Origin of the sequence: Arthrobacter sp. 2MCAF15 (assembly GCF_052115605.1) — a bacterium.
Classification (GTDB): domain Bacteria; phylum Actinomycetota; class Actinomycetes; order Actinomycetales; family Micrococcaceae; genus Arthrobacter.
Genome location: NZ_JBFRGZ010000001.1, coordinates 17,013 through 37,616, shown reverse-complemented (window position 1 = coordinate 37,616; position 20,604 = coordinate 17,013). Strand labels below are relative to the sequence as shown.

The following is a 20,604-nucleotide window of genomic DNA, read 5'->3' as shown; positions in this document are numbered from 1 at the left end:
CAGGATTTCCAAAGGCTGCGCTGCCTTCTTGTGGAAAGCCACCATTGATCGTCAGTTAAAAAGTACCGTCACTTCGCGGGTGGCACTAATCCGGGAGGCCCCGAAATGGCCGAAAACGCGACACATGTGGTGCGCGCCACAGGATTGTTACGCTCCCGTGGCCAGCCGCGCCGCGGCGGCGTCGATCCGCTCATCGCTTGCGGTGAGCGCCACCCTGATGAACCCGTTCCCGGCGTCTCCGTAGAAAACGCCGGGTCCGACGACGATTCCGCGGTCGGCGAGCCTGCCCACGGTGTCCCACGTCGGTTCGCCGGCGGTGGCCCACAGATAGAGGCCGGCCCGGGATTCGTGGATCCTCAAGCCGAAGCCCTCGAGCGCCGGGACAATCCGTTCGCGGCGGCCCCGGTACAGGTCCTTCTGGGCCTGGACGTGGGCGTCGTCGCCGAGGGCCACGCGCATGGCTTCCTGGACCGGGTAGGGAACGATCATCCCGGCGTGCTTGCGGCTGTTGACCAGGTTGGCCATGATGGCGGGGTCGCCGGCGACGAAGGCTGCCCGGTAGCCGGCCACGTTGGACTGCTTGCTGAGCGAATAGACGGCGAGCAGGCCATCGTGGGAACCTTCCGCGACCTGCGGGTCCAGGATGCTCGGGACCGGTGTGCCACCGCGCTGGACGTCCCACTCCCCCCAGCCGAGTTCGGCGTAACATTCGTCGGATGCGACCACGGCGCCGATCTCGCGGGCCTGCCGGACGATCCGCCGCAGCGACGCGACGTCGCGGACGCTGCCTGTGGGGTTGGCCGGTGAATTGACCCAGATCAGCCGCACGCGGGCGCGGGTGCCGGCGTCGAGCTCGTCGAGGTCGTCGGCGGCGATCTGCTCCGCGCCGGCGAATGTGGCGCCGATGTCGTAGGTGGGGTAGGCAACCGTGGGGCGGACGATGACGTCGCCCGGTTTGAGGCCGAGCAGGAACGGCAGCCACGCGACGAGTTCCTTGGAACCCACGGTCGGCATCACATTCTGCGGATCGAGCCCCGGGACGCCGCGCCGGCGGGCAAACCAGCCCGCGATGGCTTCCCGCAGGGCCGGCGTCCCGTGGACCGTGGGGTAGCCGGGGGCGTCCGCGGCGGCGCGGAGCGCGTCCTGGATGAGGGCCGGCGTCGGGTCCACGGGGGTTCCGATGGAAAGGTTGACGGCTCCCGCAGGGTGCCGGGCTGCCGTGGCAAGATACGGTGCCATGGCCTCCCACGGGTAATCGGGCAGGCTCAGGCCGAAGGTGCGCACCGCGGATGTCACCGTAGCGCCGTCCTAGTTGTCTTGGTTCTGCGGCGGCAGTGCGGCGATCATCGGGTGGTCGGTGTGGGTGTTCCCGACCTTCGCGGCACCGCCCGGGGAACCGAGCTCGTCGAAGAACTCGACGTTGGCCTTGTAGTAGTCGGCCCACTCTTCGGGGGTGTCGTCTTCGTAGTAGATCGCCTCTACGGGGCAGACCGGCTCGCAGGCACCGCAGTCCACGCACTCGTCCGGGTGGATGTACAGGGAACGCTCACCTTCGTAGATGCAATCGACGGGGCACTCCTCAATGCATGCCTTGTCCTTGACATCTACACACGGCTGCGCGATTACGTACGTCACGTCCCTGGCCTCTCCACGTTGGTTCCGGCGACCGGCCGGATGGTTTTCCGGCCTGAGCGCCGGGTTGCTGACTTCTGAGCCTATTATCTCCCAGCCTGTTCCCGCGAACCTAGCGGGACGTCATACACGCTCTGCGTCTTACTATGATCTGATGAGCACGCCTTTGCCCTTGCCCCAGCAGTTCCTCTCCGGTGCCCCGCTCGGCACACGCGTTGTGGTCCGGTACCGGATCGACGGAGGCTTGACGGATGCCCTGGGCGAGCTCGTAGGACGCGCCGACGGCTCCTGCACCGTCCGCACCCGCCGCTCCGACGTCGTCATCGCCCTCCCGCTTGTAGTGGCTGCCAAGGAGGTCCCGCCAGCCCCGCCCCGCCGAGCCCCGCGTGTGCAGGCCCCCTGAGGCGCGGTTCCCCGGGACATGCCCTCCCCCGCGCCCCACGAGTGGACATGCCCTCCCCTCGCTGCCACCCGGGCACATGCCCACCCGCCTCCTCCGCGACCACTGGACATGCCCTCCCCTGCACCCCACCAGTGGACAGGTCCCCCCACTGAGGGCCACCCGGGCACATGCCCACCACCCCCCTCCGCGACCAATGGACATGCCCTCCGCTGATCGCCTGCGACGGACATCTCAGCAGCATGCCCGTCCCGGCCGGCCGGCACGGGACATGTCCAGTGGTGAATAGACGGAGCAAGGGACATGTCCAGTGGTGGGCGGGCACAAGGTTGTGGTGTCCAGGGGCGCTAGATTGCGGGGGCGTAGAGGCCGGTGCCGGAGTGCGGTGGCACAGCGACGTGTGAAGCCGGGACCGACCCTACGCGGCGGCAGACAGCCTGTTTAGCGTTTCCCGGACCATCGTGATGAACTCTTCCGGATGATCCCTTAGCAGTGGGTAGGTAACAACCAGTGTCGGGATTCCCCGGCGCGTCGTGACGTTCCAGCGCCGCCGGTCTTCCTCGAAGCTCGTGCGGTCCATGTGGAACCCGGCACCGTCCGTCTCGATGCCTAGACGGCCATCGACCATCAGGTCCAGGTGGCCCATGCCCGGAACGTTGACCTGCGATTCAACATGGAATCCTGCACGCCGCAGGAGGAACCGGGCCAGACACTCAATGAGGGACTGGGACTGCGGGACGATCGCCGACACGATCCGGCGCTCCCGGGAGTCGTTACGGCCGTCGAGCCGCCCGCGCAACGAGCCCAAAGGAAGTCCCTTGAGCACGACTGCGGATTCGGCGATGATCAGCCCGTCGGGTTCAGGCAGGCACCGCAGGCATTGGATGACGGTGTCGAGGAGCGTCGGCGGCCGGGGCGTCCTGTGGCAGACGAAGCCCGGGTAGCTCCTGCTGTGGGTAAGGGCAACATGCGGTTGAGACGGGGTTTCGAGGACCCACAACCCGCCGTAGTGGGCCGCGGTGACGCATGCCGGTTCGGCCGGGAGCGAGCGAATGTTGATCAGCTGCTCGTCCGCACCGGGCAGGGCATAGACGCCGCGGGCTACCCGGGATACGGATCCCGACGCCATTGCCGACTTGAGCTGGGATTCGGCAACTCCCGCCGCGGCGATGTATTTGGCGCGCGCGACGCCGTCGTACTTGGAGAGCACCTCGATAATGTTGGCCATTCACCCATGGTGAGACCGCCAGAGGTCCGCGCGTACCGAATCCCGCGCTATGTGGAAAACTGCGCCTGCCGGCCGGCGCGCCACGGGAACTCGGCCCGGGCGAAAAATGGGCATGTCCCGCCATCGGGGAACAGTTCAGGGTGAGGGCCGGGCTTGCCCATCGTGAAGAGTGGACATGTCCCCCGCACTACCTGCGCACCGGACATGATGCCACTGTGCCCGCCCGAGCGGCCGAAAAATGGGCATGTCCCGCGGGGGGAAGGAAGGGGGGCGCGGAGGAAGGAACGGGGCTCGGACCTAGCCGGGCGGCTGCCGGTACCGGCGGCACCAGGCCAGCATCAGCATGGTGATGCCCGCGATGCCGAAGACCCAGATGTTGCCCGCGGCATCGCCGATAACCAGGCGCTTGCCCGTTTCCAGGGTGGACCACCAGCCGGTCAGTGAATAGCAAAGAGCTCCGCACACCGCCGTCGGAACCAGCGAACGGAACGCGGCCCCGAGCCACAGCTGAACCGATCCCAGCAGGAGCAGGGCTGCCGCCGCTCCCCACGGAATGTCCATGCCGCCCAGCACCAGATCGTGCCGGTGCAGGGCGGTGCCGGCCAGGGCAACAAAAAGAGCTGCCGGCACGGCGGCGGCAACGCCGCCTGCCATACCGGCAGCTCTCCTAGTCACGTTTCAGCCGAAGCCCGGAGACCGGGATCAGACCTTGGCGCGGGCGCGGTTGGCCTTGGCACGCTCGTTGGTGTCCAGGATGACCTTGCGGATACGGATGGAATCCGGGGTGACCTCGACGCACTCGTCTTCGCGGGCGAATTCGAGGGACTCTTCGAGGGTCAGGTCGCGCGGCGGCGTCAGGTTCTCGAAGGTGTCCGAGGAAGCGGCACGCATGTTGGTGAGCTTCTTTTCCTTCGTGATGTTGACGTCCATGTCGTCGGCGCGGGAGTTCTCGCCAACAATCATGCCCTCGTAGACCTCGGAGGTGGGCTTGACGAAGAAGGAGCCACGTTCCTGAAGGTTGATCATCGCGAACGGGGTCACAACACCGGCGCGGTCGGCGATCATCGAACCGTTGGTGCGGTATTCGATCGGGCCGGCCCACGGTTCGTAGCCTTCAGAGATCGACGCTGCGATGCCGGCGCCGCGGGTGTCCGTGAGGAACTTGGTGCGGAACCCGATCAGGCCACGGGCCGGAACGATGAACTCCATGCGGCACCAGCCGGTGCCGTGGTTGGCCATGTTGGTCATGCGGCCCTTGCGGGCAGCCATCAGCTGGGTGACAGCGCCGAGGTACTCTTCGGGCACGTCGATGGTCATGTGTTCCATCGGCTCGTGGACCTTGCCGTCGACGGTCTTGGTGACAACCTGCGGCTTGCCGACGGTGAGCTCGAAGCCCTCGCGACGCATCTGCTCGACCAGGATGGCAAGGGCGAGCTCGCCACGGCCCTGGACTTCCCAGGCGTCAGGACGCTCGGTGGGGAGCACCTTGATGGAGACGTTACCGATCAGTTCCTTGTCGAGGCGGTCCTTGACCTGGCGGGCCGTGACCTTGGCGCCCTTGACCTTACCGGCCAGCGGCGAGGTGTTGATACCGATGGTCATGGAGATGGCCGGGTCGTCAACGGTGATCAGCGGCAGCGGCTGCGGGTTCTCGGCGTCGGTCAGGGTCTCACCGATGGTGATTTCCTCGATGCCGGCGACGGCGACGATCTCGCCGGGGCCGGCGGAATCGGTCGGGACGCGGTCAAGGGCCTTGGTGGCCAGCAGTTCGGTGATCTTGACGTTCTTCAGCTCGCCGTTGGCGCGGGCCCAGGCAACGGTCTGGCCCTTGCGCAGGGTGCCGTTGTAGATGCGCAGCAGCGCGAGGCGGCCGAGGAACGGGGAGGCGTCCAGGTTGGTGACGTGCGCCTGCAGGACACCGTTCGGGTTGTAAGTCGGCGCCGGGATGTGCTCGATGATGGCCTGGAACAGCGGTTCCAGGTCCTCGTTCTCCGGCGCGGAGCCGTCGGCGGGCTGCTCGAGGGAGGCGCGGCCAACCTTGGCGGCGGCGTAGACGACGGGGACGTTCAGGATCTTGTCCAGGTCGAGGTCCGGAACTTCGTCGGCGAGGTCGGAGGCCAGGCCCAGGAGCAGGTCCATGGACTCGTGCACAACTTCTTCGATCCGCGCGTCGGGGCGGTCGGTCTTGTTGACCAGCAGGATCACCGGCAGGTGCGCGGCGAGGGCCTTGCGCAGCACGAAGCGGGTCTGGGGCAGCGGGCCCTCAGAGGCGTCAACGAGGAGGACGACGCCGTCGACCATGGACAGGCCGCGCTCGACCTCGCCACCGAAGTCGGCGTGGCCGGGGGTGTCGATGACGTTGATGGTGATGGTCTCGCCCTTGGAGGACGGTCCGTTGTAGGCCACCGTGGTGTTCTTGGCCAGGATGGTGATGCCCTTTTCACGCTCGAGGTCACCGGAGTCCATGACGCGGTCTTCGAGGTGGTTGTGCTCGGCAAAGGARTTGGTCTGCTTGAGCATGGCGTCGACCAGCGTGGTCTTGCCGTGGTCAACGTGGGCCACGATCGCGACGTTGCGCAGGTCACTGCGCGATGCAGTGGCTACCGCAGTGTTGGTGGTGGTTTCAGACATGCGTTATTGCTCGATTCAGTGGTGAAGTCAGCTGTGGTATCGCGACATTTCCAACCGGAACGCACGACGGATAAGTCCCTTTGGCACAGGGCACCTACTACCATTCTAAACGCTAGGTCATTTATTGGCCTAAAATGCGATCCGGCGGCCGGCCCTTGCGTCGTCGCCGCGGGATGACGGACGCGCGGAAGTCGATTATTACTTGTGAGTAAAGTCACTGGATTTTCGTGCGCCCATGGCCCATCATTGCTCTGATAGCAGCAAGCAAGCCCGGAGACATTCATGCGAAACGCCTCGGCCCTGTCCCGCTTTGTCGCAAAGATGATCGCCGTAGGCGTAGTTCTTGGCGGCTGCGGGCAGACCTCTTCACCTGCGCCTGACGCAGGCTCTTTCGGCGCGGGATCGTCCTACGCGGGCTCGTCCAACGCCGGTTCCTCCGACGCCGGATCTTCCGCCGGCTCCAATGGCGCCGGCATGCCGGTGGCCGCTGGCTCTGCGGCGAAGACCCGGATCGGGGCCAGCATCGATCCCGCGAATCTGCCCGGCGGTTCGAGCTACCGCAATCCTGCCAACGGCCGCACCGAGATTATTGTCAAGGACACCAGCACTACCGCCGTGCTGATCGGCGACTCACAATCGGAACCGGCCTATGGCTGGCCCAGGCAGGGGCTGGCGGCGGCGGGGTACAAGGTCTTCTTCTGCGGCCGCGGCGGCACGGGCTTCGTGGCGTCGAACGGCACCACCGGCAACTACATCGATGCGCTCCAGCGCGGCGACTGGAAACTTCCATACGGTACGCCCCCGCTCGTCGTGATCGAAGGCGGCGGGAACGACGCCGCGCGCGGCGCATCTGACGCACAGATCGTCGCCAACGCCGAGCGGCTGATCACCAGCATCCAGCAGCGCTACCCCGCCGCCCGGGTGCTCATGGTCGGCACGCTTGCGCGCGGCGCCCACTACGGCGGCGGCCGCCGCACCGAGGTAGACACGCTCCTCGGCCACGTTGCAGCCCGGCACGGACTGCCGTTCGTCAGCGCCGGAGACTGGCTTACCCGTTACAGCCTTACCGGCTCCATGGCGGACCGTGTCCACCTGAACAGGCAGGGCCACACGGCCCTCGGCGTCGTCTTCGGCAAGCAACTGGCGTCCATGGGACTTCAGTACCGGGCCCCCGGCACGCTCTCCGACTTGTCCCGCTAGCGCCGGACCAGCCGACGCCGGACCAGCCAGCGCAGGAACGGCCGACGCCGGACAGCACCGGCGCAGGCGCCAGGCAAGCCCTGGGATCGTGGCTCACACAGCAAGAGCCAACACAGCACCCCGCACAGCAAAGGAGCCGGTGTCCGCCCCCAACGGGTCGGACACCGGCTCCTTTGCTGCTAACGGCAGACTTGGTCAAGCCCTACGAAAAGCAGGCGCTCAGGCCACTTCCACTTCCGGCGGAAGCATGAGTCCCGCGCCGGGGATGGCGTTGAGCAGCGCCTTCGTGTACTCGCGCTGCGGCGACTCGAAGACGTCGTCCGTTGAACCCGTCTCCACCAGCTTGCCCTTCTCCATGACGCACACGTGGTCGGCGATCTGCCGGACCACTGCGAGGTCGTGCGTGATGAACAGGTAGGTCAGGCCGAGCCGGGACTGCAGTTCGGCGAGCAGGTTCAGCACCTGGGCCTGCACCAGCACATCCAGTGCCGACACGGCCTCGTCGCAGATGATCACTTCGGGGTCCAGGGCCAGGGCGCGAGCGATCGCGACACGCTGGCGCTGGCCGCCGGAGAGCTCATTCGGGTACCGCTGCATGGTGGACTGCGGCAGCGCCACCTGGTCCAGCAGTTCCCGGACCTTCTTCTCGCGGCTGGCCTTGTCCCCGATCTTGTGGGTCCGCAGCGGCTCCTCGATGGTCCTGAAGATGTTGTACATCGGGTCCAGGGAACCGTACGGGTCCTGGAAGATCGGCTGCACGCGGCGCCTGAAGGCGAAGATCTCCTTGCTGTTCAGCGTGGAGGTGTCCACGCCGTCGAAGATGATCTTGCCGGAGGTCGGCGTCAGGAGGTTCAGGACCATCTGGGCCACGGTGGACTTGCCGGAGCCCGACTCCCCCACGATCGCCGTCGTGGTTCCCCGCTTGACATTGAAGGAGACGTCGTCGACGGCGGTGAAGTCCAAGGACTTGCCCAGGCCCGAGCGCAGCTTGAAGACCTTCCGCAGGTTCTGGATCTGCAGGACGTCATCGGTCTTGGACGGTTCAACCACGCCGGTCTCGGTCGGGGCGAGCATGTCATCGGTTTCCACGCCCAGTTCCTTGGCGGCCTGGATGCGCCGGGACGCCAGCGACGGCGCCGAGGCGACCAGCCGCTGGGTGTAGGGGTGCTGCGGGTTCTGCAGCAGCTCCAGCGAGGGCCCGGACTCGACAACCTGGCCGCGGTACATGACCACTACCTGGTCGGCGCGCTCGGCAGCGAGGCCGAGGTCGTGGGTGATCAGCAGCACCGCGGTGCCCAGTTCCGTGGTCATCTTGTCCAGGTGATCGAGGATCTGGCGCTGCACGGTGACATCGAGAGCCGACGTCGGCTCGTCCGCGATGAGCAGGCGCGGCTGGCAGGAGAGCCCGATCGCGATCAGCGCGCGCTGGCGCATGCCGCCGGAGAACTCGTGGGGGTACTGCTTGGCCCGGCTGGCGGCGTCCGGCAGCCCGGCCTGGGACAGGACCTTTGCGACGTCGTCGGGGCCGCTGGGCAGGCCGTTGGCCTTCAGCGTCTCGCGGACCTGGTCGCCGATCTTCCACACCGGGTTGAGGTTGGACATCGGGTCCTGCGGGACCATGCCGATGCTGTTGCCGCGCAGTTCGATCATCCGCTTTTCGCTGGCGTTGGAGATGTCCTCGCCGTCGAAGAAGATCTGGCCCGCGGTGACGCGGCCGTTGCCGGGCAGCAGGCCGATGGCCGCCAGCGCGGTAGTGGACTTGCCGGAGCCCGACTCGCCCACAATCGCGACGGTTTCGCCCGGCATGATGGTGAGGTGGGCGTTGCGGACGGCGTTGACCGGGCCGTTGCTGGTGGTGAAACCGATGGCGAGGTCCTTGATTTCCAGCAGCGGACGCTCGGTGGCGTACTCCGCCTCCTGGAATCCAACAGAGGCGCTCATGGTGTCCCCTTTCATCGCTTGCGCGCTTTGGGATCGAGGGCATCACGCAGGGCGTCGCCCAGCATGATGAAGCTCAGGACGGTGATGGACAGGGCGATGGCCGGGTAGAGCAGCGGCATCGGGTTGGACCGGAGCGAGGCCTGTGCCGCCTGGATGTCGTTGCCCCAGGACATGACGCTGGGCGGCAGCCCAATGCCGAGGAAGGACAGCGTGGATTCGGCCACGATGAACGTGCCCAGGGAGATGGTGGCCACGACGATGATCGGGGCCAGCGAGTTCGGCAGGACGTGGCGCATGAGGGCACCGAACTTCGAGACGCCCAGGGACCGGGCGGCCGTGACGAAGTCGGCATTGCGGACCTCGATGACGGCGCCGCGGGTGATGCGTGCGATCTGTGGCCAGCCGAAGGCAACCAGGATGACCACCAGCGTCCAGACCGTACGGTTGGTACGGAACATCGGCAGCTGCATGAGCACGATCGCGCCCAGGATCAGGGGCAGGGCGAAGAAGATGTCATTGATGCGGGCAAGGATGGAGTCGATCCAGCCGCCGTAGTAACCGGCCACCGCGCCCAGGATCCCGCCAATCAGCAGCACCCCGATGGTGGTGAAGAGGCCCACGGTCACCGAGGACCGCGTACCGAAGATGACGCGGGCGTAGACGTCGCAGCCGAGCTGGGTAAAGCCCAGCGGGTGGCCTGCGGCGGGGCCGGCGTCGGAGTTGGCCAGCTGGCATGCCTCCGAGGACGGGTCGATCGGGGAGAAGAGGCCCGGGAAGAGGGAGACGGCCACGACCACCAGGATCAGGAATGCGGAGATGAGGAAGAGCGGCTGCTTACGCAGGTTCTTCCAGGCCTCGCCCCAAAGGCTCAGCGGTGCGGCTTCGTCCTTGACCCGGTCCGTTACCTGGAGCGGGGTCTCGGAAACATCGGCCACGAAGTGCTCGGACCGGCGGACCGGACGGGTGCCGGTGGCGTGCCGTGCGGTGGTGGTGTTCTCAGGAGTCATAACGGATCCTCGGGTCAAGCCAGCCGTAAAGCAGGTCAACGAGCAGGTTGGACAGGCAGTAGATCAGCACCAGGACGGTGACGATCGAAACCACCGTGGGCCCTTCCCCGGACAGCACGGCCCGGTAAAGCCGGTTGCCGACGCCCGGGACGTTGAAGATGCCCTCCGTGACGATCGCGCCGCCCATCAGGGCGCCAAGGTCGGCACCCAGGAAGGTGATGACGGGAATCAGGGAGTTGCGCAGGATGTGGGTGCGGACCACCTGGAACCGGGAGAGGCCCTTGGCGGTGGCGGTGCGCACGTAGTCGGCGTTCATGTTTTCGATGACGGACGTGCGGGTCAGGCGCAGGACATAGGCGAAGGATCCCAGGCCGAGCACGATCGCCGGCAGGATGAGGTCCGGGATGGTCGCGGCGGAACTGACGGTCGGTTTGGCCCAGCCGAGCTGGACGCCGATGGTGAACTGCAGCAGGAAGCCCAGAACGAAGATCGGGATACCGATCACGATCAGGGAAGCGACCAGTACCGTCGCGTCAAACAGCTTGCCCTTGCGCAGGCCTGCGATCAGGCCAAAGATGATGCCAAAAAATGCCTCGAAGATCAGGGCCATGATGGCCAGACGCGCCGTGACGGGGAAGACCTCGCCAAGCACGGCCGCGATGGGGCGTCCGGAGAAGTCCTGGCCGAGGTCAAACGTGAAGATGCTCTTGAGGTAGAGCAGGTATTGCATCCAGAACGGCTGGTCAAGGTGGTACTGCATACGCAGCTTGGCTGCCACGGCCTCGTTCACCGGCTTGTCGCCGAACAGTGCCACGATGGGGTCCCCGGGCAGGCTGAAGACCAGGAAGTAGACCAGCAGTGTTGCGCCCAGGAAGACGGGAATCAATTGCAGGAAACGCTTGAGGATGTATGTCGACATCAGCGAGTCACACCCTCGTTGGCAGGCATCCTGTCCAGGGATGCGGCGGAGTTGTTCATCAAAGAACCTTTTCACTATGGATGCAGGCCGGCGCCGGTTCACTCACGGCGGCAGGGCTGCGAAAAGTTCGCCCGAAGTGCCGGGCATAAAGAAAATAAATGGTGGGAAAACACGACGACGGCGGAGGCCCCAGTAAGGGCGGCCCCCGCCGTCGCTTAGTTGTTACTTACCGGTGACGTTGTAGTACAGCGGGACGCCGTCCCAGCCGTAGTCAACGTTGGTGACCTTGTCGCTCCAGCCGCCCTGGGCAACCTGGTACCACAGGGGGATGGCCGGCAGGTCCTGGAGAAGGATCTCCTGGGCCTTGTTCATGGCCTTGTTGCCGTCGCTGACCGAGGAGGCGTTCAGGCCGTCGGAGATGGCCTTGTCGAACGTCGGGTTGGCGTAGTTGGCGTCGTTGGAGCCGGCACCGGTCTTGTAGATCGGGCCGAGGAAGTTGTACAGCGACGGGTAGTCTGCCTGCCAGCCGGCACGGATGGAGCCGGTGAGGGTCTTGGCGGTAGCGTCGTTGCGGGCTTCCTTGAAGGTGGCGTACGGCTTGCCTTCAACCTTGATGCCGAGCGTGTTCTTGAGCTGGTTAACCACTGCTTCAACCCAGGCCTTGTGTCCGCCCTTGTCGGCGTTGTAGGCGATGGTGAAGGTCTCGTTGGCGTCCCACTTCTGGATCGCGTCGGCCTTGGTCCAGGCTTCCTTGGCCTTGGTGGCGTCAAACTTGAGGTTGTCGGCACCGGCGACCGCGTCGCTGTAGCCGTCAAGCACGGGAGCCGTGAAGTCCTTGGCAGGCTGGCGTGCACCGTTGAAGATCACCTTGGTGATCTCATCGCGGTTGATGGCCATGGAGATGGCCTGGCGACGGAGCTTGCCGGCCTCGCCGCTCCACTCCGGCAGGTATTCCGGGATGGCGATGGTCTGGTTGCCTGCGTACGGCTTGTTGATGGTGCGGTCGCCGAGGTCAGACTTGAAGTTCTTCAGAGCGCTGGTCGGAATCGTCTGCAGGATGTCCAGGTTGTTGGACATCAGGTCCTGGTACGCCGAGTCGTCGTTCTGGTAGATCTTGAAGGTCACGCCGGCGTTCTTGGCCTTGCGCGGGCCGTTGTAGTCCGGGTTCGGAACGAGCTGGATCTGCACGTTGTGCTGCCAGCCGCCGTCCGCAAGCTTGTACGGGCCGTTGCCGACCGGCTTCTCGCCGAAGCCCTTCGGGTCCTTCAGCGCGCCGGAGGGAACCGGAACAAACGCGGTGTAGCCCAGGCGAAGCGGCCAGTCAGATTCCGGCTGCTTCAGTTCGACGGTGAACGTCTGGTCGTCAACGACCTTCAGGCCGGACATGGTGTCGACGGTGGAGCCTTCTGCGCTGGCTTCGTCGTAGCCCTTGATGCTTTCGAAGAAGCCTCCGCTGAGCTGAGCGTTCTTGGCTGCTGCACCGAAGTTCCAGGAATCGACGAAGGTCTTGGCCGTGATGGCCTCGCCGTTCGTGAACTTCTGGTCCTTCTTGACCTTGATGGTGAAGTGCTGGCCGTCCTTGCCCTCGATGGACTCGGCGAGTTCGTTGACCGGCTTGCCGCTGGGGTCGTAGCTGACCAGGCCCGCGAAGATCATGTCGATGACCTTGCCGCCACCGACCTCGTTGGTGTCGGCCGGCATGAGGGGACGCTGGGGTTCGGAGCCATCGGCGAGGATCACCTTGGTGGTGTCTCCGCCGGTACTGCCGCTACCGGTTGCGGAGCCGCTGGCACCGCATCCGGTCAGGGCGAGGGCGGCGATAGCCACCATGCCCAGTGCTTTGGAAGTGCGCGAAAAACGCATTCCGCCTCCTATGAGTTGTGGGAGTTCGTGAGGGAAAAACTTATGCTTCCCCGCAAGCAGGCACAGGGGTATCCCCTGTGACGTGCTTCATATGGAAGTAGCCTAGCCCTTAACTGTCCAAATGTTGGAACTCCGTTGCCAAACCGTGACTCGACAATTTCATGACGGTTAACGTCAAGCGCGACGTATTTCAAGTCACACGCTACCGGCTGGTAGTATACGCCCGCATGTGATCCCGGTTACCCTCAATTAACTGGAATTCGGCCCCAGAACGGGCCGCAGGACCCGCTGAGGAACCCAGTCCAGAACCGTCCCCAGAGCCCTCACCGGGACCCTCAGCAGAACCCTTCGTGGGGCCGTCGCGGGCCCCGCGAAGGCCCCGGCGCAGAACCGGCCGGGGCCCGCCGCAAGCTCCGTCAGCTGGCGCCGGAAAGTAGCTGTGCGCGCAGTTCGCGGCGCTCCCGCTGCTTGTCCGGGTCCGGCAGCGGAACTGCCGCCAGGAGCCGCTGGGTGTAGGGCTCCTGCGGGTTGCGGAGGATCTGGTCCCGGGTCCCCTGTTCCACGATCCTGCCGCGCTGCATGACGCAGATCCGGTCCGCGAGCACGTCCACCACCGCGAGGTCGTGGGTGACGAACAGGCAGGCGAACCCCAGTTCCTTCTGCAGGTTCTGGAAGAGATCGAGCACCCTGGCCTGAACCGAGACATCCAGGGCAGAGGTGGGTTCGTCGGCGACCATCAGCTTCGGCTTGAGCGAGAGGGCGCGTGCGATCCCCACGCGCTGCTTCTGCCCGCCGGAGAGCTCGTGCGGGTAGCGGTTGCGGTAGTCCCGGGGGAGCTCCACCTGGTCCAGGAGTGCCTCGATCCGGTGCTGCAGTTCTGCGCCCTTCGCGACTCCGGACAGGAACATCGGCTCCCCGATGCTTTCCCCGATGGGCAGCCTCGGGTTCAGTGAGGACGACGGGTCCTGGAACACCATGCCGACGTGCCGGCGCATTTCCTGGAGCTGGCGGCCGTTCTTCTTGGCGGCGGAAATGTCCTGCCCCACGACCTTCATGGTGCCTGCTGCCACCGGGAGCAGGCCGACGGCGGCCCGGCCGATCGTGGTCTTGCCCGAACCCGACTCGCCGACAAGGCCTACCACCTGTCCGGGGTAGATGACCAGGTTGGCCCCTTCGACGGCCCGGAAGGCCGGCACCCGGCCCTGCTTCGGGTACTCGATGGCGACGTCGGTGAGCTCCAGAACCGGTTCGCCCTTCGGCTTGGCCGCCTCGGCCAAGGCCAGTGCGGCGGCGTTCTCCCGCTCCCGCCGGATCAGCTCGTCTTCCGGGATGGAGAGGATTTCCGCGTGGGTCGCGGCGGCGAGGGCGGCGGTGACGTCCACGTCCGCCACGGAATCCGAGCCGCCCTGGCCCAGGTGAGGGACCGCAGCCAGCAAGGCCTGGGTGTATTCGTGCTGCGGGTTGTGGAAGATCTGCGCTGCGGTCCCTGTTTCCACGATCAGGCCCTTGCGCATGACGGCGATCCGGTCGGCGAGGTCCGCCACCACCCCCATGTCGTGGGTGATGAGCACAATGGCGCTGTCCAGTTTGTTCCGCAGGTTGCGCATGAGGTCAAGGATTTCAGCCTGGACAGTCACATCCAGGGCCGTGGTGGGCTCATCGGCAATGAGCAGCTTGGGGTCGCAGGAGAGCGACTGGGCGATCATGGCGCGCTGGCGCTGGCCGCCGGAAAGCTGGTGCGGGTAGGACCGGAAGGCCTTTTCCGGATCGGGCAGTTCCACAAGTTCGAGCATGCGCAGGGCACGGAGTCGGGCTTCGTCCGGCGAAACCTCGTTGTGCAGGCGCACAGTTTCCACGATCTGGGCCCCGACGGTGTAGACCGGGTTCAGGGCCGTCATCGGCTCCTGGAAGATCACCGCAACGTCCTTGCCGCGCACGGCACGGATATTGGCCGCGTTGCTCCCCAAAAGTTCCCGGCCGGCGAGCTTGACACTTCCCGTCACACGGCTGTTACTGGGCAGCAGGCCCAGCAGCGCCATGGAACTGGCGCTTTTTCCGGACCCGGACTCCCCCACGATGGCGAGGACTTCACCGGCCCGGACCTCGTAGTTGAGTCCGATCGCGGCCGGAACCCATTTTTTGTCCACGCCGAAATCCACGCTGAGGTCCCGGACCTCCAGGACGGCGTCGCCTTTGCCGGGCGCGGGTGCTGCCGGCGGATCGAGGGTGATGAAGTCAGTCATGATGGGCTATCCTTCCGCCGGGCCGCCGGTGCACCGGGGATTAGTGCTGCGGCTCGGAATACTGAATTATTGGGGGCATGAGCTCTGCGCCGCATGCCGGAAATGTTGAAGTCTTCAAAGCACGCACGAACAAATGGTTCGCGTGGCTGTCCTGGGCGGTGGCCGGGTTCGGCGTCGTGGCTACGGTCGTCATGGCAGGTCCGGGGGCGCTGGCGGGCATCGCCCCGCTGGCCTTTGTTGCCTTCATGGGCTGGCTGCTGTTCTGGATGCCGTCCGTGGTGGTCCACGACGCCGGGGTCACCCTGGAAAATCCGTTCCGCTCGGTCGAGGTCCCGTGGGCCGCGCTGGTGCACGTCGATACGCGCTTCGCGCTGACCCTGGTCACGGCCGGGAAGAGCTACACGTCCTGGGCAGCACCCGCCCCGGGCATCTGGGGCGGGCGCCACGCCCGCCCGGAAGATCTCCGCGGCCTGCCGGCCACCACGTACGGTCCCGGCAAGTCGGTCCGTCCCGGCGACCTGAAGACCACGGACTCCGGCCAGGCCGCCATGCTGGTGCGGGCCCGATGGCATGATCTGGTGGAGGGCGGGAAGCTCGACGACGGCGACGCCGCCAGCGCCGCCGTGACAGTCACGGTCCGCTGGGTGGCGATCGGCGCCGTCGTACTGCTCCTCGCGGCCAGCTACCTGGCGGTGACCGCCAGGTAGCGTGGTCCTGCACGGGGCCGGCATCTTAGAGGCCCTTTGATCCATCAGCCGGAGGCCCGGGCCGGAATCCCTCGGACCTGCTTTCCTCGGCTTCAGTTCCGTCGAGGTCCGTGAGGTCACCTGCCTGCACCGCGGGGGCTGCCACGGCCTTGGCCTTTTTGGCGTTGAACTTCTTCTGCCGCGGGTCAAAGGCGTCCCGCAGGCCGTCGCCGATGAAGTTGATGCTGAGGCAGATGAGCACGATGAACAGGCCCGGGTACCAGAAGAGCCAGGGCCGGGTAGAGAAGGCCTGCTGGTTCTGGGAGATGAGCAGGCCCAGTGAGGTGTCCGGGGCATGGACGCCGACGCCGAGGTAGCTCAGGGCCGTTTCGGTGAGGATCGCCGCGGACATCGTCAGGGTCACATTCACGATCAGCACGCCGACGGCGTTGGGCAGGATGTGCTTGAAGATGATCCTGGCGTTGCTGGCGCCCGAAATCCGGGCCGCATCCACGAACTCGCGTTCGCGCAGTGAAAGGAATTCGCCGCGCATCAGGCGGGCTAGGGCGACCCAGCTGATCAGGCCCAGGAAGATACCGAGGGCCAGGACGCCGTTGGTGCTGGCAAAGGAGGCGAACCAGCTCCCCTGGTCCCGGCGGCCCGCGAGCTGCGCCATGACGGCGGCCAGCAACAGTGCGGGAATGATGATGATGACGTCGGTCAGGCGCATCAGGATGGCTTCGGCCCAGCCCCGGAAGTAGCCGGAGATGGCCCCGACCACCACGCCGATCAGGCCGGCGAGGAGGCCGATCACAAGCATGATGGTGATGGACTGCTGCGCGCCGCGCATGGTCATGGCGAAGAGGTCACGGCCGATCCGGTCCTGGCCGAACGGATGTTCGCCCCAGGCCAACGGCCACAATGAGGAGGTGGGTGCGCCGTCGTTGACCAGGGGTGAGACCTGCTCGTGCGTGTACTTCCACCAGCCCGGGATACCCAGGAAGCCCACCGAGGTGAAGGCCAGGATGAAAATGAAAGAGAACACCACGAGGCCGATGATGGCGCCGGAGTGTCCGAGGAACCGCTTTCGGACGATCTGGCCCTGACTGAGGCCCTTGGCCTCGAGGACCGGCTCAATGCCGGCCGCGGGCGATGTCCGCGAGGCTGCATCTTCGGCCATGATGACTTCCTGCTGGCTTGGCTGGCTCATGATTTTACCCTTACGCGCGGATCCAGTGCGGAGTAGGCCAGGTCCGCGATGAGATTGAAGACCATGGCCGTGATGGCGACGCAGATGAAGACGCCCATGACCGGGTTGGGATCGACGTGCGCGATCCCGTCCAGGAACAGGAAGCCCATACCGCGGACCGAGAAGACGGTTTCGGTAATGACGGCACCGCCGATCAATGCTCCGATGTCGAAGGCGACGATCGTGGCGATCGGGATCAGGGCGTTGCGGAAGGCGTGGCGCATGACAACGGTCCGCTCGCTCAGGCCCTTGGCCCGGGCCGTGCGGATGTAGTCCATGTTCATGATTTCCAGCATCGAGGAGCGGGTGAACCGAGTGTAGCTGGCCAGCGAAATAAGGATCAGGGCCACGGTCGGCAGGATCAGGTGGGTAAAGGAGTCGAGGCTCAGAACCCAGAAGTCACCCTCAATGTTCGGTGTAGTGGCACCGATGGTGGCGATGGGGCGGCCCCGCACACGACTGTTGTTGAAGTAGGTCGGCCAGGCCTGCATGAACCTGTCCAGCAGGATCAGGAACCCGACCAGGAACGAGGTGATGGCTGCCGCCCGCATGGACTGCCCGCGGTCATAACCGCCCACCAGGTAGCCGATGCCCACGCCGATCAGGACAAAGGCGACCGCCAGCAGCACGATCATGATGAACGTGGCCTCATTCAGCAGCGGCTGGAGGACGAAGTACAGAACGACGCCGACGCCGACGGCGATGAGGGCCGAGTGCAGGGCCTTGCGGTTTTTCAGTCCGGCGGAGAGCAGGGTCACGGCGAAGGCGATGCCGGCGCCGGCGATGGCGATGACCACAGGGCCCAGCCCCGGCGTCTTGAACCACTCAGTGGCGGAGAAGTAGATGAGCACCGCGGTGATAAAGGCGAAGGCAACCCCGCCGGCCAGGAGCCGGCGGCGCATCGCTCCGCCCACCGCCACGGCTGTCACTGCGCCCACGATGACGCCGATGCCGAGCGCCGTCGTCAGGGGCACGTCGGGGTTTCGCAGGAAGTTGTTGAAGCCGATGGCGCCGAATTCCTTGAGCAGGACGGCGACCCAGAAGATCGGCAGGGAGAAGAACAGGAAGGCCATGAACGTGACACCGTAGTCCAGGGTGCTGTACTGCCGCAGGGCGGTGACGATGCCCAGGGTGATGCCGACAAGGATGGCGAGCACGGTGGCCGCGGTGACCAGGGTCAGGGTCTGGACGAGCGCGAAGCCGAGGGCCTCGGTGACGGGCTGGCCGGCGATGTTTTTCCCGAGGTCACAGGAGTTGGCGAACGGGATGAGGCACTGAACCGCGCCGCCGAACCATTTGAAATACCGCAGCGGGGCGGGGGTGTCCAGCTGCAGGAGCTCGGTCCTCGAATCGATGAGCTGCTGCTTCTGCGGCGAGTTGTTGGCGCGGAATTCCTCCAGGGGATCGCCTGACGCCGCTGTCAGGAGATACACGAAGTAGGACGCACCGAGAAGAATGAGGGCGGCAGTCACAAGCCGCCGGAAGATGTAGGTCACCATTGGAATAGAACCTCGGAATTCGGGCCCGGGGATTGCCCGGACCGGTCGCGGAGTTTGGCCGGTTCCCGCCGATGTGGCGGCGGGACCACGGCATCGCCAGGATATCGCCAGAAAGGCGTCGGGACCGAAGAACTGTGGTCCCGACGCCTTTCCAGCAGTGTTACTTAGGGTCGCGGGCTACTTCTGTGCCCATTCCCAGAAGTTCCACCAAACGCCGGTCTGGTTCGGCATGTACTTCACACCGGTGACGCGGTCGCTGTACGCGTCCACGCCAACCGACTGGAACAGCGGAAGGCCGTAGGCAGAATCCCAGATCTTCTTGTCGATCTGCGCAACGAGGCCGTCCTGCTTGCTCTTGTCGGTGGTGACAATCAGTTCGTCCATCAGTTTGTCGGCTTCGGGATCGCTGAACTGGTTGAAGTTGGAGTCGTTGCCGGACTTGAAGATCTGCGGAACGCCGGAGACACCGACGCCGGAGTTGCTCCAGCCGAAGATGGTGGCGTCGTAGCTGCCGTTACCGAGGGCCTTGCCCCAGTCAGACTTGCCGAGGCCGCCGTCGACGATCTTGAAGCCGGCCTTGGTGGCGGACTCGCTGATCAGGGAGTAGGCGTCAACACGGTTGGGGTTGTCCTTGTTGTACATGATGCGAACTTCGGGGGTGGCACCGTTGAGGAGCTTCTTGGCGCCGTCGATGTCCACGCCCTGGTAGGCGGAGGAACCGTTGTTCTTGACGGAGTCGGCGTACGGGGCCTGGTCCGGCACGAACAGCTGGGAGTCAAGCGGCGCAGCCTTCGGATCGAGCTTCTTGACGATCTTGTCGACGATGTCCGCGCGCGGGACGGCCTTCATGAACGCCTCGCGGACGTTCTTGTCGGCAAACGGGCCCGAGTAGTTCAGGTCGATGTGGTCGTAGGCAAGCTGGTTTCCGACGTCGACCGTCACGCCCTGGCTTTCGAGGGCCTTGAGCTGCTCCACGGTGTCGGCGGATGCCTGCGGGGCGATGATGTCGGCTTCGCCGTTCTTCAGTGCCTGGACCTGCGCCGGGGCCTCACCGATGTAGCGGACGGTGATTTCGTCCAGGTTGGCTTCCGGGCCCCAGTTGTAGTCCTTGTTCTTGACCATGGTCAGGGACTGGTCCTGGTTGACGCTCTTGACGATGAACGGGCCGTTGGAGAGGTAGAGGCTCGGGTCGGCCGGCAGGGTCTTGGTGTCAAAGCCGGTGTTCCACATGTCCGCCATGGCCTTCAGCTGCGCGTTCGCCGGCTTCGGGGCCTTGGAGTCGCCGCGGGGCATGCCCTTGAGCAGGTCGATGAACGCCTTGGTGTCGGCCAGGCCGGCCTTCTTGGCGAGGACGTGGGCCGGGATGTCGATGCCGGGGCCGCCGATGGCGATTTCCCAGTCCGCGAACGGCTTGGAGTACTTCAGCGTCATGCTGCGGCCGTCGTCGCCGAGTTCCGGGAAGTCGGTGAGGCCAATGCCGGTGGGGTCACCGGCGTATGAGAAGTAGGACGTTCCGGTCTTCGCGGCCGCATCGGCGTCGTTGTAGTAGCCGGAGAAAGCGGCCCACTGCAGCACAAGGTCGGCTGCGGTGACGGGCGTTCCATCTGACCACTTCACGCCGTCGTTGATGGTGTATTTGACCGTCAGCGGATCGTCAGAGACCTTTTCCATCTTGCCGAACTTCTCGTTGCGGACAACGTTGAGCTTGTTGTCGATGTAGAAGAAGCCCGAGTGGGTGGCGTAACTGATCTTCGAGTTGATGTCAGTGTTTCCGTCAGCCGTGTTCGGGTTGAACGTGTTGAACGCGTTGACCTCTACTACGGTTGCCGATCCGCCTTGCTTGCTTGCTGCGGCCGCAGTGGTCGGGGTTGTCCCGCCGCTGTTGCCTGCGCAGGCGCTGAGGGCGATGGCAGCTGCTGCCGCCACGCCCACTGCTTTGGAAATACGACCCAAGCGCATTCCGCCTCCTTGTTTCTGTGGTGTGGGTGAGACCGGCGCCAAAGGCACCAGACAGACGTCCACACTCCCCCAGCGGCAGTGTGGCCCGTCTCACATGGCATGAAGCGTAATCCCCAAATGCCACTCGGAGCCACCAAAGTTGACTCA

The 20,604-nt window shown here is 65.3% G+C and carries 16 protein-coding genes; 3 read left to right on the top strand and 13 right to left on the bottom strand.

Going from position 1 to position 20,604, the window contains the following annotated elements; genetic code table 11:
- Window positions 1–147: 147 nt before the first annotated feature.
- Both dapC and fdxA read right to left on the bottom strand, forming a co-directional pair.
- Window positions 148–1,296: a succinyldiaminopimelate transaminase gene (gene dapC, locus AB4089_RS00160; protein WP_441407336.1), complete on the bottom strand. Its 1,149-nt coding sequence runs from the start codon at window positions 1,294–1,296 to the stop codon at window positions 148–150.
- Window positions 1,297–1,308: 12 nt separating this feature from the next.
- Entirely contained in the window at window positions 1,309–1,635 is a 327-nt protein-coding gene (gene fdxA, locus AB4089_RS00155; protein WP_026266493.1) for a ferredoxin, read from the bottom strand.
- 151 nt (window positions 1,636–1,786) lie between these two features.
- On the opposite strand from fdxA, the gene AB4089_RS00150 reads away from it, so the two are divergent.
- Window positions 1,787–2,035, top strand: a complete 249-nt coding sequence (locus tag AB4089_RS00150; RefSeq protein ID WP_441407335.1) for a putative acetyltransferase — start codon at window positions 1,787–1,789, stop codon at window positions 2,033–2,035.
- A 415-nt stretch (window positions 2,036–2,450) separates the two neighbouring features.
- Here AB4089_RS00150 and AB4089_RS00145 read toward each other — a convergent pair whose 3' ends face one another.
- From AB4089_RS00145 to typA, 3 genes are all read right to left on the bottom strand, one after another.
- Window positions 2,451–3,260, bottom strand: coding sequence for a type IV toxin-antitoxin system AbiEi family antitoxin domain-containing protein (locus tag AB4089_RS00145; protein ID WP_441407334.1), 810 nt, complete (start codon window positions 3,258–3,260; stop codon window positions 2,451–2,453).
- 297 nt (window positions 3,261–3,557) lie between these two features.
- A complete protein-coding gene (locus tag AB4089_RS00140) occupies window positions 3,558–3,914 on the bottom strand; it encodes a hypothetical protein (protein ID WP_441407333.1) in 357 nt (118 codons plus the stop codon).
- A gap of 48 nt (window positions 3,915–3,962) precedes the next feature.
- The gene (typA, locus tag AB4089_RS00135) at window positions 3,963–5,891 is read right to left on the bottom strand and encodes a translational GTPase TypA (RefSeq protein ID WP_441407332.1); all 1,929 of its coding nucleotides are present in this window, start codon (window positions 5,889–5,891) and stop codon (window positions 3,963–3,965) included.
- Between the two features lie 282 nt (window positions 5,892–6,173).
- Between typA and AB4089_RS00130 the strand changes: the two genes are divergently transcribed.
- A complete protein-coding gene (locus tag AB4089_RS00130) occupies window positions 6,174–7,091 on the top strand; it encodes an SGNH/GDSL hydrolase family protein (protein WP_441407331.1) in 918 nt (305 codons plus the stop codon).
- Window positions 7,092–7,310: 219 nt separating this feature from the next.
- On the opposite strand, the gene AB4089_RS00125 is transcribed toward AB4089_RS00130, so the two are convergent.
- The 5 genes from AB4089_RS00125 to AB4089_RS00105 form a co-directional block, all read right to left on the bottom strand.
- Window positions 7,311–9,032, bottom strand: a complete 1,722-nt coding sequence (locus AB4089_RS00125) for a dipeptide ABC transporter ATP-binding protein (protein ID WP_441407330.1) — start codon at window positions 9,030–9,032, stop codon at window positions 7,311–7,313.
- 11 nt (window positions 9,033–9,043) lie between these two features.
- Window positions 9,044–10,039 (bottom strand): ABC transporter permease, encoded by a 996-nt coding sequence (locus tag AB4089_RS00120; protein ID WP_441407329.1) that lies wholly within the window; start codon window positions 10,037–10,039, stop codon window positions 9,044–9,046.
- A complete protein-coding gene (locus tag AB4089_RS00115) occupies window positions 10,029–10,958 on the bottom strand; it encodes an ABC transporter permease (RefSeq protein ID WP_441407328.1) in 930 nt (309 codons plus the stop codon). The genes AB4089_RS00120 and AB4089_RS00115 overlap by 11 nt, the downstream gene beginning before the upstream one ends.
- A 222-nt stretch (window positions 10,959–11,180) precedes the next feature.
- A complete protein-coding gene (locus AB4089_RS00110; protein WP_441407327.1) occupies window positions 11,181–12,821 on the bottom strand; it encodes a peptide ABC transporter substrate-binding protein in 1,641 nt (546 codons plus the stop codon).
- A gap of 416 nt (window positions 12,822–13,237) precedes the next feature.
- Window positions 13,238–15,064, bottom strand: coding sequence for an ABC transporter ATP-binding protein (locus AB4089_RS00105; protein ID WP_441407326.1), 1,827 nt, complete (start codon window positions 15,062–15,064; stop codon window positions 13,238–13,240).
- Window positions 15,065–15,141: 77 nt separating this feature from the next.
- Here AB4089_RS00105 and AB4089_RS00100 point away from each other — a divergent pair, with 77 nt between their 5' ends.
- Complete coding sequence (locus tag AB4089_RS00100) at window positions 15,142–15,771, top strand: PH domain-containing protein (RefSeq protein ID WP_441407325.1); 630 nt, start codon at window positions 15,142–15,144, stop codon at window positions 15,769–15,771.
- A gap of 25 nt (window positions 15,772–15,796) precedes the next feature.
- On the opposite strand, the gene AB4089_RS00095 is transcribed toward AB4089_RS00100, so the two are convergent.
- From AB4089_RS00095 to AB4089_RS00085, 3 genes are all read right to left on the bottom strand, one after another.
- Window positions 15,797–16,930, bottom strand: coding sequence for an ABC transporter permease (locus AB4089_RS00095; protein ID WP_441407658.1), 1,134 nt, complete (start codon window positions 16,928–16,930; stop codon window positions 15,797–15,799).
- 26 nt (window positions 16,931–16,956) lie between these two features.
- Window positions 16,957–18,498, bottom strand: coding sequence for an ABC transporter permease (locus AB4089_RS00090; RefSeq protein WP_441407324.1), 1,542 nt, complete (start codon window positions 18,496–18,498; stop codon window positions 16,957–16,959).
- Window positions 18,499–18,675: 177 nt separating this feature from the next.
- Window positions 18,676–20,457 carry an ABC transporter family substrate-binding protein gene (locus AB4089_RS00085; protein ID WP_441407323.1) on the bottom strand — a complete coding sequence of 594 codons (1,782 nt, stop codon included), beginning with the start codon at window positions 20,455–20,457 and terminating at the stop codon, window positions 18,676–18,678.
- Between the last annotated feature and the right edge of the window lie 147 nt (window positions 20,458–20,604).